16 protein-coding genes and 1 tRNA gene are annotated in these 18,327 nt (G+C 33.6%); 3 read left to right on the forward strand and 14 right to left on the reverse strand.

Annotated features, from left to right (window positions below):
• Positions 1 to 2: 2 nt before the first annotated feature.
• Both ACWPWS_RS11190 and ACWPWS_RS11195 read right to left on the reverse strand, forming a co-directional pair.
• Positions 3 to 290: a hypothetical protein gene (locus tag ACWPWS_RS11190; RefSeq protein ID WP_454046536.1), complete on the reverse strand. Its 288-nt coding sequence runs from the start codon at positions 288 to 290 to the stop codon at positions 3 to 5.
• Between the two features lie 11 nt (positions 291 to 301).
• Positions 302 to 724, reverse strand: coding sequence for a hypothetical protein (locus ACWPWS_RS11195; RefSeq protein ID WP_209785639.1), 423 nt, complete (start codon positions 722 to 724; stop codon positions 302 to 304).
• Between the two features lie 180 nt (positions 725 to 904).
• On the opposite strand from ACWPWS_RS11195, the gene ACWPWS_RS11200 reads away from it, so the two are divergent.
• The 3 genes from ACWPWS_RS11200 (at position 905) to ACWPWS_RS11210 (ending at position 6,136) form a co-directional block, all read left to right on the forward strand.
• Complete coding sequence (locus ACWPWS_RS11200; protein WP_454046537.1) at positions 905 to 1,954, forward strand: helix-turn-helix transcriptional regulator; 1,050 nt, start codon at positions 905 to 907, stop codon at positions 1,952 to 1,954.
• Between the two features lie 135 nt (positions 1,955 to 2,089).
• On the forward strand, positions 2,090 to 4,936 hold the full coding sequence (locus ACWPWS_RS11205; protein WP_454046538.1) for a TonB-dependent receptor: 2,847 nt from the start codon (positions 2,090 to 2,092) through the stop codon (positions 4,934 to 4,936).
• Between the two features lie 18 nt (positions 4,937 to 4,954).
• On the forward strand, positions 4,955 to 6,136 hold the full coding sequence (locus tag ACWPWS_RS11210; RefSeq protein ID WP_454046539.1) for a phosphatidylinositol-specific phospholipase C domain-containing protein: 1,182 nt from the start codon (positions 4,955 to 4,957) through the stop codon (positions 6,134 to 6,136).
• 78 nt (positions 6,137 to 6,214) lie between these two features.
• Here the strand turns inward: ACWPWS_RS11210 and ACWPWS_RS11215 are convergent.
• The 12 genes from ACWPWS_RS11215 to ACWPWS_RS11270 all read right to left on the reverse strand — a co-directional run bounded on the left by ACWPWS_RS11215 (position 6,215) and on the right by ACWPWS_RS11270 (position 18,287).
• A tRNA-Asp gene (locus ACWPWS_RS11215) sits at positions 6,215 to 6,288 on the reverse strand.
• 245 nt (positions 6,289 to 6,533) lie between these two features.
• The gene (locus ACWPWS_RS11220) at positions 6,534 to 7,721 is read right to left on the reverse strand and encodes a glycosyltransferase family 4 protein (protein ID WP_454046540.1); all 1,188 of its coding nucleotides are present in this window, start codon (positions 7,719 to 7,721) and stop codon (positions 6,534 to 6,536) included.
• Positions 7,722 to 7,727: 6 nt separating this feature from the next.
• Entirely contained in the window at positions 7,728 to 8,852 is a 1,125-nt protein-coding gene (locus ACWPWS_RS11225) for a glycosyltransferase (protein WP_454046541.1), read from the reverse strand.
• Entirely contained in the window at positions 8,852 to 9,952 is a 1,101-nt protein-coding gene (locus ACWPWS_RS11230) for a hypothetical protein (protein WP_454046542.1), read from the reverse strand. Before ACWPWS_RS11230 ends, ACWPWS_RS11225 begins: the two co-directional genes overlap by 1 nt.
• Complete coding sequence (locus tag ACWPWS_RS11235) at positions 9,936 to 10,856, reverse strand: glycosyltransferase (protein ID WP_454046543.1); 921 nt, start codon at positions 10,854 to 10,856, stop codon at positions 9,936 to 9,938. Before ACWPWS_RS11235 ends, ACWPWS_RS11230 begins: the two co-directional genes overlap by 17 nt.
• The gene (locus tag ACWPWS_RS11240) at positions 10,853 to 12,070 is read right to left on the reverse strand and encodes a hypothetical protein (RefSeq protein ID WP_454046544.1); all 1,218 of its coding nucleotides are present in this window, start codon (positions 12,068 to 12,070) and stop codon (positions 10,853 to 10,855) included. Before ACWPWS_RS11240 ends, ACWPWS_RS11235 begins: the two co-directional genes overlap by 4 nt.
• A gap of 62 nt (positions 12,071 to 12,132) precedes the next feature.
• Positions 12,133 to 13,131, reverse strand: coding sequence for a glycosyltransferase (locus ACWPWS_RS11245; protein ID WP_454046545.1), 999 nt, complete (start codon positions 13,129 to 13,131; stop codon positions 12,133 to 12,135).
• The gene (locus ACWPWS_RS11250) at positions 13,118 to 13,549 is read right to left on the reverse strand and encodes a serine O-acetyltransferase (RefSeq protein ID WP_062676395.1); all 432 of its coding nucleotides are present in this window, start codon (positions 13,547 to 13,549) and stop codon (positions 13,118 to 13,120) included. The genes ACWPWS_RS11245 and ACWPWS_RS11250 overlap by 14 nt, the downstream gene beginning before the upstream one ends.
• A gap of 1 nt (position 13,550) precedes the next feature.
• The gene (locus ACWPWS_RS11255) at positions 13,551 to 14,804 is read right to left on the reverse strand and encodes an oligosaccharide flippase family protein (RefSeq protein ID WP_309513699.1); all 1,254 of its coding nucleotides are present in this window, start codon (positions 14,802 to 14,804) and stop codon (positions 13,551 to 13,553) included.
• Positions 14,797 to 15,810, reverse strand: coding sequence for an NAD-dependent epimerase (locus ACWPWS_RS11260; RefSeq protein WP_454046546.1), 1,014 nt, complete (start codon positions 15,808 to 15,810; stop codon positions 14,797 to 14,799). Before ACWPWS_RS11260 ends, ACWPWS_RS11255 begins: the two co-directional genes overlap by 8 nt.
• Entirely contained in the window at positions 15,810 to 16,976 is a 1,167-nt protein-coding gene (locus ACWPWS_RS11265) for a nucleotide sugar dehydrogenase (RefSeq protein ID WP_454046547.1), read from the reverse strand. The genes ACWPWS_RS11260 and ACWPWS_RS11265 overlap by 1 nt, the downstream gene beginning before the upstream one ends.
• A 15-nt stretch (positions 16,977 to 16,991) precedes the next feature.
• Positions 16,992 to 18,287: a nucleotide sugar dehydrogenase gene (locus ACWPWS_RS11270; RefSeq protein ID WP_454046548.1), complete on the reverse strand. Its 1,296-nt coding sequence runs from the start codon at positions 18,285 to 18,287 to the stop codon at positions 16,992 to 16,994.
• Between the last annotated feature and the right edge of the window lie 40 nt (positions 18,288 to 18,327).

An 18,327-nucleotide genomic window follows, 5' to 3' on the forward strand; every position in this document is an offset into this window, starting at 1 on the left:
GTTTAAAGAAAAAGGTTCACTACAAATCTTACAATCCATAAAAGGATAATAAACAACAGTATGGCAAACTGAACTTTATTGACATTTTTATTTCCGAATTTCCATACCAGAATCCGGTCTATGATAATCACGAGTAATATGGGAATCAGACTGAACAAAATATACATTCCGAATAATCCGTCTTCGGCAGAAGATCCTGTCATGAGAACAACAGAGGCAATCAATCCGGCAATGATGGCAATGATTCCTGCCAGAAAAAAGAGGGTCCAGTTTTGAAATTGTTTTTTCATGAATAATAATATCAGTGGTTGATTGTATTGAAACGAATATTAAATCTGTAATAGTAAAACATCCAAAAAGCCAGCCAGGGTAGATTCATAATCAGAAAAATAATCGTTTCCTCACCATCTATCTTTCCATCAGTAATAGTGAAAAAGGAAAAAACAGAAGCTATAACAGGTAAAAGAAACCAACATACTGCGGTTTTTAATTTTCCTTGGAACGGTTTTAAAAGAGAAAGCAGACTGCTTAAAGACAATAAACTCAAAAATACTATCCAGAAAAGGGTAAAACCATAGACCAATCCACTCATGTCACAGTTTCTCGGTGGATTTCTTACTTCTTTGGTAAGGCTTAAAAACAGAATCAAAAATACGAAGGAAACCAAAGTGGAAATCAGCCAGGTCTTAAGTATTGCAAACAAAATAAATCTTCCTTTGGACATTCGGTGTATGCTTATTAGCTAAAGTACTAATATCCGCTCAATGTACAAAACCGGAAAATCCCTGAAAAACGGATCAGGATTTACCCCTTAACTATCTGTCTGTTTTTAAGCTGATATTTAATAATTTGTTAAAGAATCCATCCCCATATTATCTATAATTTTGGTAAAATATCAGTTATCATGTTATACATCATTATGGTAGTTGTACTACAGGCACTTATCACCCTTACGCTGCTCATGTCTCTTATCAAAAACAGAGAATCTGTACTGAATATGCTGCTCCTGTATATCGGAGTGGTTACTCTGGATATGGGCTATGAATATTTCATTATCCAAAGATTTGGCTATGAATCTGTTTTATATGAAATTCCGGGAAGCCTTCGTGTTTTTAAAGGTCTTATTTTCTTATATATCACTACATATTTAATCCACGCAAAATGGAGAGATAAACTTAAGTACCTTATTGTTCCGCTAACTCTGGTGGTCATTCATCATGCGATTGCCATTTCTGCAAAGATGCTTGATCTTTCCTGGGCAGATCTGGCCATCACATCTTATAAGTCCTATTTCGTTTATTATAGTTATTATTGGATTGCCTGCCTTGTATTGTGTATTTACTTACTTACAAAATACCGCAAAAATATTACTCATCCTGTAGCCGGTAATTTCCGTTATCTGGTTTGCTATGTATTGCTGGGAGTATTGATGTTCTGGACCGTTTACAAGCTGGGTTGGGATACTTTGATCTATCAGAAGATCTACAGCCTCCTGTTTCTTTTCCAGTTCGGGTGGATTTTGTACGTTTATATTTTAACGTACCAGCACAAGCTACAGGAACAGCAAAATACAGCAGATTTTTCCGCTCCTAAAGAAACCTATCAGTATAAGGATCTTTCAAAAATAGATTTTGAGGCTGTACAGAATGCTATTATCTCGTTCTATAAGGAGAGCCATGAATATCTGGATGAAGAGTTTACATTAGACCAGCTTTCCAGCCATTTGAAAATAAGCAAGGCAGATTTAAGTATCACTTTTAATAAACATCTTCATTCCAATTTCCACGAGTACACCAACAGAAACCGTATACAGCACTTCAAACAGATCTTGTTGGAAGATCCTTCGGTCAGTGTAACAGATCTTGCGTTTCAATGTGGTTTTAAATCCAAATCTACTTTTTATAAATATTTTAAAAAGGAATTTGACTGTCTTCCTTCCCAGCTTGTTCATTAGTTACAATTATTTAATATTAGCAACTTACTGATTTACAATATATTTCACCTCGCACTCCACAGAAAAAGTTGCATGAAATTTAAATGAACCAAAACTTTTGAAGGAGCTGACATCTTTGCACCAAACTTTATAAGGATGTCACGAGAAAGACTTTTTTTAACAAAAGCAGCATTTTTTCTTCTTGGGCCATTGGCCTTTGCACAAACTACCGTTCACGGAACGGTAGTAGACAGTCAGGGAAACCTACCCAATGCCCTGGTTTATATTGAAAACAGCGGACAGAAGATAACTTCTGACACTGACGGTTCTTTTATTCTCAATACTGTTTATGACGGAAGTTATCGACTTGTTGTAGAATATAAAGGTTATGATAGTGTTTACATCCCTTTCACCGTTACGGATAAAAAGGAAGTAGATCTTGGATTAATTAAATTCGGAGCTAAGTTTAAAGAAAACAATCTTCAGGAAGTAGTTGTTACCAGTGTATATAAAGCATCACAGGCCAGAGCGATTACGATGAAGAAAAACTCCAATACCATCACAGAAGTACTTTCTGCTGATGCTATAGGAAAACTTCCGGACCGGAATGCCGCAGACGCCGTACAACGTATGCAGGGAGTATCAATCGAAAGGGATATGGGTGAAGGACGTTTTGTAGCGGTAAGAGGGACACCTGTTCAGTGGACAGCTTCTACTCTGAATGGCAACAGAATGCCGAGTGCCAGCGGTGATAACGCCAACCGCGGGGTACAGATGGATATTTTTCCTTCGGAACTTATTCAGAATGTACGTTTATCTAAAGCTTTAACGCCCGATCTTGATGGAGATGCCATTGGCGGAAATGTGGATTTTATCACAAAAACTTCACCCAATAAAGAAACTTTAGCTATAAGTATGGCTTCGGGCTATGTCAACATGTCTAAATCCCCTACTTATAATACTTCCATTGTCTATGGGAATAAAATTACTGATAAGCTGAAATTCATTACCTCAGCAGTGATCTGGGAGCGTTCTACAGCTATTGATCAGATGAGAAATATTTACAACTACGGTCTGAAAGATAAAACAGCCTCCTATTCTATCAATCAGCTACAGCTTCGTGATTATCTGGCTAACCGAAGAACTTTAGGATTTAATTTAGGATTGGATTATGAGATAGACAGCAGGAATAAATTATATGCAAAAGGATTATACAGCCAATATAAAGACGCTCAGTCGGTAAGGGAAACTTATTTTAATTTTGACAGTAAAAATGTCCTTTTGCAGGCTCGTCATGCAGATTATCTTACAGACCTGTACTCTATGCAGCTGGGTGGTAATCATCAGGTAGGACAGCGTATGGAGGTTAATTGGTCTTTATCCAAAGCACGTTCTGAGTTTAAATTCAATTCTCCGGACAATCTTGATCCTTATGAAAGAGGTTATCCTATGGTCAATCTCATACAGCCTATGACCTATGGAAACCTGTCTGCTGACGGAAGAAAATATATGGCAATGGATGCTCCGGACGGCATTGGTGACACGGGAAGATACACTCAGCCATACAACCAGCAGGCAATAGCTGCAGATAAGCTTAAATTAAATCAAATAATCTTGAGCCAAAACCGTAACAGCGAAACAGATCTCAGAGGGCAAATGGATATTAAATATAAAGTTGCCAATAATTTTGAGCTTAAATTCGGGACCAAATACAACAATAAAAACAAAATCGTCAACAGTTCTCTGCTTGTTTGGATGCCCAAATCCTCATTGGGAATCCCCGGAACTCCGGTCACTTATCTGAGTCAGCTTGAGCGCGAGAATTTTCCGTATAAAGGAGGTTTCATGAATCCATTAGGAAATCCTTACAATGCGGTGATCATTGATCAGATGACCAATGCACAGATTGATCAAATGTACAATCCGGGTACTCAAAACAGCTTAGGACTGATGCAGGTGAGCAGTAAAGACAGCAATTCTAATATAACCAGTTCCTACAGAGGTACGGAAAATGTATGGGCTGCTTATCTGATGGGAACATGGAAGATTTCAGAACAACTTCAGCTATTGGGAGGCTTCAGAAATGAATATAATGATGTTACGTTCTGGGGCAAAAAAGTAGTAGCTGATAAGGATAATAAAACGGAAGACATTAAGGACAATAAAACATACAATGTAGTTCTTCCGATGGTCAATATGAAATGGAATATCAGTAGTGACCGCATCCTGAGGCTGGCTTATACCCGCTCTTTTGCAAGGCCGGATTTTAATGATCTAAATCCCGGAACCATCGTTAATGATATCACCAACACCATCACTCAGGGAAATACCAAACTGGATCCTACATTTTCAAATAATTTTGATCTTATGTTTGAGAACTATTTCGGAAAACTTGATCTGATAACAGCCGGAGTATTCTATAAAGATATCACCAATCTCATCTACAAAGATCAGTCTGTGGTAGATCTGGCAGGAAGAACTTATACGTTTACTGCTCCTAAAAACCTGGAGGGAGCCAGGCTCTTTGGTTTTGAATTCGGGATATCTAAACGTTTTGAAAATCTCCCGGGATTTTTGAAAAACATAGGTTTTGAAGGAAACTACACTTATATTTCTTCTAAAATGAATATGCCGGTCTATGAAAACGGCAAACAGACAGGAACTATGTCTACCACAATTCCTAATCAGGCAAAACATATTTTCAATACGATCCTGTTTTATGAAACCAGTAAGCTGATGATCCGTCTTGCCGGAAATTATAAAGGAAATTATGTAAGCGAAATCAGAGCTGCTGCCGGAGCTGACCATTATCAGTATTTTGATAAAAATTTTACAGTAGACCTTTCCACTTCTTACAGCCTTACAAAAAAAGTCCGTCTGTTTGTAGAACTCAACAATATTTTTAATGAACCCAACCGCTATTATATGGGAACAAAGGATCGCGTAGAAAATATCTCCTACTCAGGAATACGTGGGCAACTAGGATTCAATTTCAATTTTTAATCAAAGTTTTTTATTCATATGAAAAAGTATATATATGGAGCTGCATTTTGTATGACAGCGCTGGTACAGGCACAGGATAAATGCCAGAATGTAAGAATCAATCAGCTGCAGATTGTGGGAACTCACAATTCTTATGCCCAGCCGGCAGATCCAAAAGTACTGAATCTGGTAACTCCGATCATCAACGGAATGATGCAAAAATACAGCAGTATGATGTCTGAGGAGCAAAAAGCCAAATTTAAAGAGTATCATCCTTACGGAATGGATATGAAAGAGGGATTAAACTATAATCATCCTGACTTCACAGAGCAGCTCAACGCCAATCTGAGAGGACTGGAAATAGATGTTTATTATGATCCTGAAGGCGGCAGATTCAGTCATCCTGCAACGTATGAGGTATTAAAAGCCAAAGGAATCACTGATCTGGCTCCATTGAATACCAAAGGACTCACTAAGCCGGGGTTCAAAGTACTTCATATGGCAGATATAGATTTCAGAACACACTATCCTACTTTAAAAGATGCACTTACAACTCTTAAAACATGGTCTGATCAACATCCGGAACACACTCCAGTCTTCATGATGATTGAAGCCAAGGATTCCGGTTTTCCTATTCTTGAAAACAGTACAAAAGTACTCCCCTTTGATAAAAAAGCTTATGATGAGCTGGACGAAGAAATTGTACACTATCTGGGAAAGGATAAAATCATCACCCCAAAAGAAGTTCAGGGTAAATACAGGACACTTCAAGAAGCTGTAACCCACAACAACTGGCCAAAGCTTAATGACAGTAAAGGGAAATTCATTTTTATGCTGCTTCCCGGTAGTGCCGGAACCTTATCTTCTAAAAACAATCCCTATCTCATTGATGGATCATTAAAGGAAAGAGTGATGTTTTTGAACAGTGAACCGGATGATTCTTTTGCCGGATTTATATTGAGAGATAACGCAATCGTGAGACAGAAAGAAATACAAAATCTGGTAAAACAAGGTTATATGATAAGAACACGATCTGACATTGAAACTTATGAAGCTAAAACTAATGATTTTACAAGATCTAAGGCTGCTTTCAGCAGTGGTGCCCAGGTTATTTCAACTGATTTTTTCCAATCCGGAAACACCTATGGAACGCCTTATTTTGTACAACCTCCTCAGGGGAAAGATTATCTTAATAATCCTTTAAACTCTCCGTGTAAATAAATAGTAAAGATCTATTTATAATTTTTTTCTGTATAGCTATAAATAAAAAAAAGTCTTCTATTTCTAGAAGACTTTTTGCGATCCGGACGGGACTCGAACCCGCGACCTCCGCCGTGACAGGGCGGCATTCTAACCAGCTGAACTACCGGATCAATTAAAAAGCGTTGTTTTTAACTGGTGCAAATATATAGCTTTTTTTAGCTTTTCCAAAGAAACCTATTCCTTTTCTTTCAAAGCTTTTGTAAGGCTCAGATTGTCAAATACAAAAAAAATAAAATATCCTACTTTAAAAGCTTTTTAAAAGATTATTCTTCAAAATTCAGGTAGTTTTAGCATTAAAAAATGATTGAACAAATACCTACTTACTCTTATGTACGAAATTCTTTCTCCTGACCATTTATTCTGTCTGTTCGATAACTTCAACAAATTTTTTGCACAAAATAGACTTGTCGTAAACTGTTTCAGCCAATTTCCTTGCATTCTGTCCCATTTTATCTACCACATCAGGGTTGTCTTTCAGATAAAGTACTTTTTGTACAAGTTCTTCCGGACGGTTGGGGTTTACATAATATCCGCAATGGTATTCTTCAGCTATATCTTTTGTCCATCCGGCAGAGTTTACAATAATCGGTTTTCCTGCAGACAAAGAATCGAAAAGTTTGTTGGGAGAGTTGGTATACAAAATCGGGAGATCCAAAAAGGAAATCACAGAGACATCCGAAAAATTAACAATCTCAGATACGTCAGTCATAGGGAACTTACCGAGAAATTTCACATTTTTAAGATTGTTTTTTTCTACTTCCTCTATCAAATCATTTTCGGTAGAACCGCCTCCTACAAACAAAAATTCTATATCTTCTCTATTCTTTAATAATTTGGCGGATTCAATAATTGAATGAGCTCCGTTTGCTAATCCCAGAGACCCAAAATGAACTATTTTGAAGGAATCTATTTTCAAGCCTAGCTTTTCCATCAATTGATCGTTTTTTCCTCTTGGCCAGAATTCATCCATTTTAGCCATATTAGGAATCATTGATGTTTTTTCTTTTGGAATATATTTTACAACTCCATCCTGCATACCGGGAGAAAGTGCAATAACACGAGAAGCATTTTTATAAATCGTTTTTTCCAGCAGACGAGTCGTTTTTATTGTCCAACTGTTTTTTATGGCTCCCATCTGTATAGGCACCTCCGGCCATAGATCTCTTACTTCAAAAACAAAAGGTTTATTCTTAAACCATTTTAATATAAGTGCCGGAATACCTATTGTAAGAGGAGTAGATGTAGCAATCACCAAATCGATATCTTTCTGTTTCAATCCCAGCACAGACGATTTGTACATAAATTTCAAGAAAGCCTTTAACCTTCTGGAAACACTCATATTCTGGTCATAGTCTTCTTTTATATAAACGACTTCAATACCATCAACTTGTACAACTTTAATATCCTCTGAAAATTTGGATGATGAGGTGAGCATGGTGACTTTATGCCCGTTTTTAATAAGTTCCTGTGCCAGCCAATATGACCTTGTTCCCCCAGGTTCCTGAGGAGTTACAAAATATTGGTGGATATATAATATATTCATTATTTTTTATGTATATAATTGTTGGTATACTTCAGCTATTTTCTTCCAGTCATGATTTTCTAACAATTGTTCAATATCAAAACTATAATGATCTCGTTTTTGGATTAAACGTTCAAGTCCTCGTTCGATTGCAGAAACAGAAGTGTCTTCCACTTTTTCCCCGATCGTATCATCATAAAAACCGTCAATCCCTTCATTTTGCGTGTACATTACCGGTAATCCCTGCAGAAGCGCTTCTATATAGACCAAGCCAAAGGTTTCTGCTTTGGAAGGCATTGTAAAGTAGTCGCTTCGTTCGTAATAGGATTTTAAAACAGGCAGACTATCTACTTTTCCTACAAACTCAAAGGAATGATCGTTTTTAATAGAATCCATAATCCTTTTCTCGTCATTTCCACCTCCTCCAATCAGTGTTAATTTTATCCTATTCTGAATTTTGTGATTATGATTCTTAACAGCATTAATAAGGTTGAAGACATTTTTTCCCTTATTAAATTTCCCTATATAAAGCAACTGAATGCTTTTTTCATCCTCTACAGTTTTCCTTTTCTCAACTCTTGATTCTATCCAGTAAGGATCTACCCCATTTGGGATCACTATTACTTTTTGCTGTAGATCGTTCAGGATATGAGACAGGCGGGGATCTTCCAGCATTCTTTTTTTATAGACTGCCGAAATGGTTATAATCTTATTTGCATTCAGAAGTATTTTTTTACCATAGCCTCTTTCGTGCAGAAAATATTTTAAAAACACATTAAGATCCGTATTACGTACGGCTAATATGTAGGGAATATTATATTTTTTATGAAGCTCATAGGCTACTCCACCGTCGCTGTACCATGTGTGAGCATGAATAAATTTGACGGTCTTGAGGTCTATTTTTGCTTCAATGTCTTGTACTATTTTTTTTATTTTTTTCTTATACAAAACCCGATCTGCATATTTTGATAAAATATGGCTGTAGATAATCTGAGAGCGGGTATTTTTAAAATCTATTTTATTTTTCCCTATTCTGGAAACTTCCCGAAATGGATTATATACAATCTGCTCTACCCCGTTATTATCCAGTTCCCTCACTAAATTCTTATAAACTGTAGATCCTGAGTAATCGTTTGTAATGTGAAGTATCATTATGGATAAATTGAATTAAACTGCAGCTCTAAAGAAGAATTGCTAATTTTATTACTGTAATTGGTAAGATTTTTTTCGATTAATGGATATAAACTGGCATCAAAATAGATAAGTTTCATCCAGCCATCGGATATTTTCCATCCTGTATTCTGTACACTTGGATCTGTAGTGCCATCTACATTATCGGCAATACTATCTCCTTTAAGAATCTTAAGCTTCAAGGTATTACAGAGGTAACTGAAATTAAAGTCAGCCCAATTGGCATTTCCCAATTCTTTTGCTTTTATTAAATATAATACGACATGATTTCCATGCGATACATCCTGTACAACCGGTTTATAATTTTTAATTTTCTGTAACGCCTTACAAAAAGTATCCGGATAGGTACTGTTCCACGTATAATACAAAACGCTACCTGTGCCTTTATTTAAAACCAATGCTTTTTTCAGCTGCTGATCAAACTGATTTACAAATGTGGCATATGAATTTTTATTGGATTGGTCATACTTCATCAGATATAACGCAACAACAGCCCAATTTGCTCCTGTGTGAAGTCTCTGATGAAACAATAATGAATAATCTCCATATTGGCTGAAGCTTCTGTCTTTCCATTTATCGAAGGAGTATTTTAAACCACTTTCTATCGCCGGCTGATAATTTGTATACAGTTTATTCTTGGTTAATATATCCAAAAACTCACCGATGTATCTGAAAAAATAGCCTTCTGAAATTAAATGTTCCTTTCCGTTCTCTTTTGCATTCTGATTACCTTTTCCTGCATTCATCACCCAACCATTTTTTTGGTATGACGTATTTGAATTGGTATCAATAAGAATGGGTTTTATGACAGAAATATTAGTATCAATGTATTTTTTATCTTTTGTCTTAAGATACATATTGTTATTTGCATTGATAAAATATCCTAATGCCATGAAATTGTAAGTATTTTTACTCACCGATGACAGTTCCATTTTCTGCACACCAAAACTTTTGGATGCCTGCATATCTGCATTATATCTGCTTACTCTGTTTTGCTGAGCAAAAGAAAAGCTAAATAATAATACCGCACTAATCTTTATAAAATCACTTAAATATTTCATAATTATTAATATTATAATTTTGAATCAGATTCTGTAACTGCTTATCATTACCTCCATCTGCCACGTTTTCCTGGCTTAATTTAAAGAGTGAATTTTTATTTTCAATGGGAATTAAGTTTGAAAAATAACTGGATTTCACGGTCTTTGTCTTATTCAACTGAGCCATAATATTCAGCCAGACATCGTCTGCCATAAAACATAAGCTGACAAAAGCATCTTTGTTTACAACTTCTTCACTAAAAAAATTAGTCTTATACAAAGTTCCTCCCCCACTTGTATGAAATAGATCAAATGCCGGTCCAAAATTTCCAAAGACTTTTTTCCATTTAGAATATTTGCTTATAGTATTATCATCATTTCTCACGATTTTATGCGCTCTGTGGCAACAAATTGCATCAGGAAATTTTTCATGCAAATCCATTAAATCTTTAATGATATTGGATGGATAAAAAATATCATCATCTATTGTTATGATAACATCGTTTTGATATTCCTTAAAGGCATAGTAATATTTTTTATGAGACCTGAGATCTTCCTCTACAAATTTTATTTCTAATTGCTTCTTTTCATAGTACCCCAGCAAATTATCCGGTATATCTTTTAATTCATTCGGAAATTGATCTCTTGCTAAATACAATACAATTTTATTGGGAAGCAGACTTTGTCGTAACATACACTCTATAACCATCCATAATTTGGAGATTCTTCCCGGAAATGTTGTGAGTGATACGATAATATTTTCCTTATCACCTAATGGCAACCTTGAATCTTTTTTTGTAAGATTAAGGTATAGTGGTAATATCAGATTGCTTACCTTTCTAATAATAAACCTGAATAATGACTCGATCTTATTTTCTTTAGATCTTAATGAAGAATAAACCCTATCTAAAAAATCAGTTATCATTTTATATTTTTATTTTTGATCATGCTATTTTGTTTAGCAACAACATTATTAACACCTAACCCGATAAAAAACAATAACAAATACAGGTTCAAATTCGCTAACCCTTTAAAGTTTAAAATAATTATCCAGGATAATACGATTAAACAAAATGCTTTGAAGATCCACGAAGGGCTTTTTTTTGACAGTAAATAACATAAGTATGCCTGATACATCATATAGAGTACAGTGGAGATGATCCCAAAATAGAAAATCATTCGAACATATCCTATATCTGATCCCATATAATATGAGCCATTTGGGTTTTGCATCCTTCCATCTCCAATGACCCATGTTTTTAATGTCTTTGGAAATTTATACATACTTATAGACCCTTCAGTTGAAGAACTTGTAAGTTCTCCACTTTTTTGATAATTAATAAATAATTCAAAAACAAAATTAAAAACCCTGTCAATACGCTCTTGATTTCCTATTGAAATCATTATTGAATATATTACCATTGTTATTACAAGAATTGATGGGATAACCTTATATATAAGTCTAAGGGTATTTCGGGGATCAATCAAAAGGTATAAAACTAATCCCAAGCAAATAGCAACGAAAAAAGTTCTTCCTGTCATCAATCCGGCAATTATGATTAACACAAAGGATATTATATAAATTGTTTTTCTTTTATATAAATCAGTTTTTAAATAGGGAAGAATAATAGCGATGAAAAAGGCAACAGCATATTTTATTACCCCCGTAAAAAAAGCACTTCCTACACCTATTAATCTTTTTTCAACCTGTCCTAATCTACTTGTTAATCCCTGACTTGCATTTTGAGATAACAAAGAAGTATAGGCATCAAATATAGATGGTACGAAAAAGAAAACCAAAGAAATAATAGCCTGTAACGCTGCAAGGATAACAATGGAATCTAATAAATTACTAACAATTTTATCCTTATTAATTTTATATAAAATATAAATGATAAGATAAGCCGGAAAAAAATACAAAAAGATATCAAAATGATCTTTAAAATAGTAAAGATCAAGTGAACTATAGTTCCAGTTCTGAACAATTAGTATTACAACTAAAATTAATAATGAAGCAAAATAAAATGAGCTGAGATTTTTAATCTTAAAAACTAATTTTCTGTATGGAATATCCACGAAAATAAACCCTAACCCCAATACCTGAATAATTCTATCGGTTGGGATAGGGAAAAATTTCATATATATAGGATATATATAGCAAAATAATAATATATATAAGAATATTTTATACTTCATTTATTTTACTGAATAATTTTTGGATTTTTCCTAATATGATTTAAGATTATAGTTTTCTTAAGAGAATTAGGTATTCTATTATTAAAAAAATCGTGTGTTATGAAATAAAACAGACTGGAAACATTATAATTATCTAATGACAGATAATAACAAATTATAAAATTTGTAAGTTGATTTCTAAATAATAATTCACTTCTATCTTGAAAAACTTTTAATTCTTTGATTTCGTTAATTGTTATTTTAGAGGGAATTTTATAATTTCCTTTAGTATTTTTATTAATAAAAAACTCGATATGATTTTTTATTATTTTACTTTTATTTGTTCTCTGTAATTGCTTTTTATTACTAGTAATTTGATTATCTGTTATTCTATATTTTAATAATATATCTTCAAGATTACCAATCTTTCCTATCTTAATAATAGTATTCCACAACTCATAATCCTGAGTCACTAAAAAGTCCTCATTATAGCGAACTCCCATTTCAAAAAAAACTTCTCTCCTAATGATAGCAGTAGGATGTGGTAATGGAGGATAGAGTGGACTGGGAATAACGAATTTTTCCAAAATTTTTGTCGAATCCGTCTCTATTTTCAGAAGTTCACTTGTATTACCAAATTTTTCTATGCTACCGCCTGAAGCTAAAATGTCTTTATTTGAGTTCATAAAGGCTATTTGCTTTTCAAACCTATCTTTAACAGAAATATCATCAGCATCCATTCTGATAATATACTGACCGGTAGACATGCTGATCGCTTTATTTAGTGACTTTGTTAAACCTATATTGGATTCATTAATAATGAAAATAACTCTGTTATCACTTTCACAAATTGAATGTATATATTCTTTTAATTCAATATTATCCGGTTTATCTAATACTATTAAAAATTCAAAGTCTTTAAAAGTCTGATGAATAATGGATTCGATTGATTCCTTAACCCAATCAATCTTTTCATTATAAACAGACATTATTACACTTGCACTAACCATACTATTTTTTTTCAATCTTTTTTGCAGGTACTCCTGCTACTATAGAGTTCTCTTCTACATCAGTAAGAACTAACGAACCCGCACCGATGATGGCATTGTTTCCAATTGTCACATTACCTATTATTATACTATTAGGATATATCGTTACATTATCACCTAAGGTTGGATATTTACTGGTCTTATAGTTTGCCGTATCTTTAGATCCAATAGTAACATTTTGATATATTGTACAATTATTTCCTAAAACAACTTTCTGCCCTATCACAATTCCTATTGGGTGAGGAAAGTTTGTTTTTTGTTTTTTTATATACTTAAGACCTACTGTAATGTGATTATTAACAAAAATTCTTACATTATTAAGGCAAAATATACTGTAAAATAAGTTGTACACATATTGGTACAGTTTTATCAAATTTCTATATAACTTCTTCATATTAAATTAGTTTTTCTTTTTTACAGATAATATATCTATATAAAGTATCAACAAAAAATGATAATAAATAAACACCAACAAACACATATATGTTGAAGTCTACTTTTAGAATAGTTTTAAGTAATAAGTAAACCAGAATATATATGAAACTTGATATGATCATACTATAAAGTACATGTCTGTCATATCCATATACATTCAAACAATTTCTTCCCAACATTGTTCCGATGGAATATATAGGAACCATCACACTCATTAAAATCAAAACAGGATATGCATTCTTTATTTGATTATTTGAAAGAAGATCAATAGCCATATTTCCAAAAGCTATATATAAAAGAGTCATGGCTATAGATATTACTGTAACGAATTTTAAAAGCTTTAAAAAGAATTTTTTATTTTTTTCCTTTGCTAGCTTTGGAAAAACCGTTTGACTAATTAAATCTATTACAGTATTTGCTATATTCAACAACTTTGAAATTAAATCAAATACAGCAACCTCATTAAAGCTAAGAACATTCTTAATTAAAATAAGATTTAAATTTGATTTCAAAGAATTAGAGCCAAGTGCCAATCCCATTATATAGGAACTTTTTATATGATAAATAGTCTCTTTAAATGAGGGCTTTATTAATCTTATTCCATCTTTATAAAGAATATAAAGTGAACAAATAATTCCTACGAGAGAACCTGCCAAATTTATGATAGGAAAAAGTACATAGTCATTTTTCGATTTGATAAAAATAAAAATACAAATAAAGAAAATCACCCTGCTGACAAGAGTAATCATCGTTATATATTTCATTTTTTCAACTCCCTGAAAATAATATATTGGAAAAAAAACTTCAAATAATCCCAGCCATAATAAAGTGTATAAAAATAAAGAAAAGTGCTGATGAATATCATTTATATATATGCTCAGCAAATACAAAATTAAAAGCGAAATAACAAAAAATAAAACTTTAGCGAAGTAAGTAGCTGATATTATCTCTGATATTCTTGATAAGTTATCTCTATTTTGGGAAATTTCTCTAGTTGTTGTAATACTGAATCCGAAATTTACGAAAATAACAAAATATCCAACAACCGCCTGAGAATATATTAATAATCCATAGTTACTTTGACCTAATGTTTTCAATAAATAAGGATAAGTAAAGAGCGGTAAAAACAATGTTACAATTTTGATAATTGATAAATAAGAAAAATTCTTTACCAATTTTTCGTTGTTTTTAATTATGCTGATTAGCTTATTCATTTGTATAATCACTAAACCATTCAACAAATTTTGAAACGCCTGTTTCTATAGGTACAATACACTTATATCCTAATTCATTCAACTCAGTAGTGTCTGCCCAGGTTCTTACAACGTCTCCCGCCTGCATTGGCATCATTTTTTTATTTGCTTTTAATCCTAAAGAATTTTCCATGCACTCAATAAAATATAATAATGATACAGGAGATCCGTTTCCAATATTGAATAATTGATAAAAATTACCTTTATCAGAAGGATGGTTGAGAGTAACGATAATTCCCTCTACAATATCATCGATATAGGTAAAATCTCTGCTCATTTCTCCATTATTGAAAACCTTTATTTCCCTATGATTGGTCATAGCATCAGCAAACAGCATGGGTGCCATATCTGGTCTTCCCCAAGGTCCATATACTGTAAAAAATCGCAAACCAGAGGTTGGAAGTTTATATAAATGGCTATAAGTATGTGCCATTAATTCATTTGCTTTTTTGGTTGCAGCATACAAACTTACCGGCTGATCCACTTGGTCATTTTCACCAAACGGAATTTTATCGTTTTCACCATATACAGACGAACTTGATGCATATACCAAATGTTTAATTTCGTTGTGTCGGCAGCATTCTAATACGTTTACAAAACCTACCAAATTACTGTCAACATAAGCCATCGGGTTTTCTAAGCTGTATCTAACCCCTGCCTGAGCAGCCAAATTAATTACATAGTCAAAATTTTGTATTTTAAAAAGATTTGGCAAATTTTCTCTATCCTCTAAATTCAAACGTATAAAACTAAATTTTGAAAATGTAAAGGATTCAACTAAATTATTTTCCTTTTCGGATTCTGATCTATGTATACCTAATTCTTTTAAACGATCATATTTCAGGTTTATATCATAATAATCATTGATATTATCCAGACCTACAACGACATAGCCAAGATTTAAAAGTTTTTTACATAAATGAAAACCAATAAATCCAGCACAACCTGTTATTAATATTTTTTCCATTAGTTATTTCCAAATAAATCTCTAGTATATACTTTACTTTGGACATCAGATAGTTCAGTAGTGTTACGGTTAGATATAATTACGTCACACTCTTCCTTAAATTTCACTAAATCTTTTACCACTTTGGAACCGAAAAAATATTCTTCCTTAAGAGCCGGTTCAAACACTTCAACTTCAACGCCTTTAGCTTTAATCCTTTTCATTACACCTTGTATAGCAGATGCTCTGAAGTTGTCTGAACCTGATTTCATGATCAGACGGAAAACACCTACTTTTTTTGGTTTTTTGGCAAGTACAGAATCTGCTATAAAATCTTTACGGGTTCTGTTTGCATCTACAATTGCCTGAATAATATTATTAGGAACAGCGTTATAATTTGCCAAAAGCTGTTTGGTATCTTTAGGCAGACAATATCCTCCGTAGCCAAAAGACGGATTATTATAATGCGAACCAATTCTTGGGTCCAGACCAACACCTTCTACAATCTGACGGGTATCCAGTTCATGGATCTGTGCATAGCTGTCTAATTCGTTAAAATAAGCCACACGCAATGCTAAGTAGGTATTTGAAAACAATTTAATTGCCTCTGCTTCTGTAGGATTTGTAAATAAAACTGGAATATCCTTTTTTATGGCACCTTCTTTCAGTAATTCTGCAAAAATTTTTGCGCGCTCACTCTGTTCCCCCACAATAATTCGGGAAGGATATAAATTATCATACAGGGCTTTGCCTTCTCTTAAAAATTCAGGAGAAAACACCACATTATTTGTATTTAGTCTGTTTTTTAAATCTGCAGTATAACCCACCGGAACTGTAGATTTAATAATAATTACAGCTTCGGAATTATATTCTGCAATTTCATTTATTACATTTTCTACACTGCTTGTGTCGAAGTAATTTGTTGTAGGATCATAATCTGTGGGCGTGGCAACAATAATATATTCAGCTTTATCATAAGCTTCCTTTTTATCTAAAGTAGCTTTAAAATTAAGCGGTTTTGTACTTAAAAATGTACTGATCTCTTCATCCTCAATAGGAGATTTTTTAGAATTAAGCAATTCTACTCTTTCCTGAACAATATCTAAAGCTACAACTTCATTATGCTGGGCCAATAAGACGGCATTAGACAAACCTACATATCCTGTTCCTACTACTGCTATTTTCATTTTCTAATTTCTTTTTTATAAACGATTATCGTATTTCTCTAAAATTCCTTTCACATCATATACCACCCCATCTTCTTTTAAATAACTGGAAAGATCAATATTCAGGAATTCATCATGAGAAACTGTGAGAACAACTGCATCAAACTTCTCTTTAACATCTTCCATAGAATTTGTAGATGTAATGCCATATTCATGCATTACTTCTTCCGGGTTCGCCCACGGATCATACGTTGTCACATTGATAGAATAGTCTTCCAGTGCATTAATAACATCTGCTGCTTTCGTATTTCTTACATCCGGACAGTTTTCCTTAAAGGTGATTCCAAGATTCAGCACTTTGGCATCTGTAATGTTGATTCTTTTCTTGATCATTGTTTTTACCACCTCGGAAGCAACAAACTGTCCCATGGAATCATTCAGTCTTCTTGCTGTAAGGATCAGCTCAGAATAATATCCTACATCCTGTGCTTTCTGAGCAAGGTAGAAAGGATCTACCCCAATGCAGTGCCCTCCTACCAATCCGGGCTTGAATTTCAGGAAATTCCACTTGGTTCCTGCGGCTTCTAAAACTGCATGTGTATCAATATTCAAGAGATTAAATATCTTTGCAAGTTCATTCACAAAAGCAATATTAATATCACGCTGTGAATTTTCAATTACTTTTGATGCTTCAGCTACTTTGATAGTCGGTGCCAAATGTGTACCTGCTGCAATTACAGATTTATATAATTCGTCTACTTTTTTACCAATTTCCGGTGTAGAACCTGAGGTTACCTTTAAAATCTTCTCTACGGTACGTTCTTTATCTCCCGGATTGATTCTTTCAGGAGAGTATCCTGCAAAAAAATCTTCGTTAAATTTCAATCCCGAAACTTTTTCCAGCACAGGGATACATTCTTCTTCTGTAACGCCAGGATAAACAGTAGATTCATAAATAACAATATCTCCTTTTTTCAATACTTTCCCCACTGTTTCAGACGCTTTATATAAAGGTGTCAGATCGGGACGGTTATGTTTGTCTACCGGTGTAGGAACAGTTACGATATAGATGTTTGCTTCTTTAATGTCTTCCAGATCACATGAGCAAAGCAATCCTTTTGATAAACCTGAAAATGGATTCTCTTTTACTAAAACCGGCTGCAGTACTTCATCTTCCACCTCCAAAGTAGAGTCTTTTCCACTGTTAAGTTCTGCAATTCTGGTCTGATTAATATCAAAACCAACTACCGCGTATTTTGTTGCAAATAAACGGGCCAGAGGTAATCCTACATACCCCAGTCCGATTACCCCAATTTTATTCTGTATATTCATATTATATGTGATGTTCTTACTTTATTTTTATGTCTATTTT

This window comes from Chryseobacterium sp. Marseille-Q8038 (assembly GCF_965111995.1).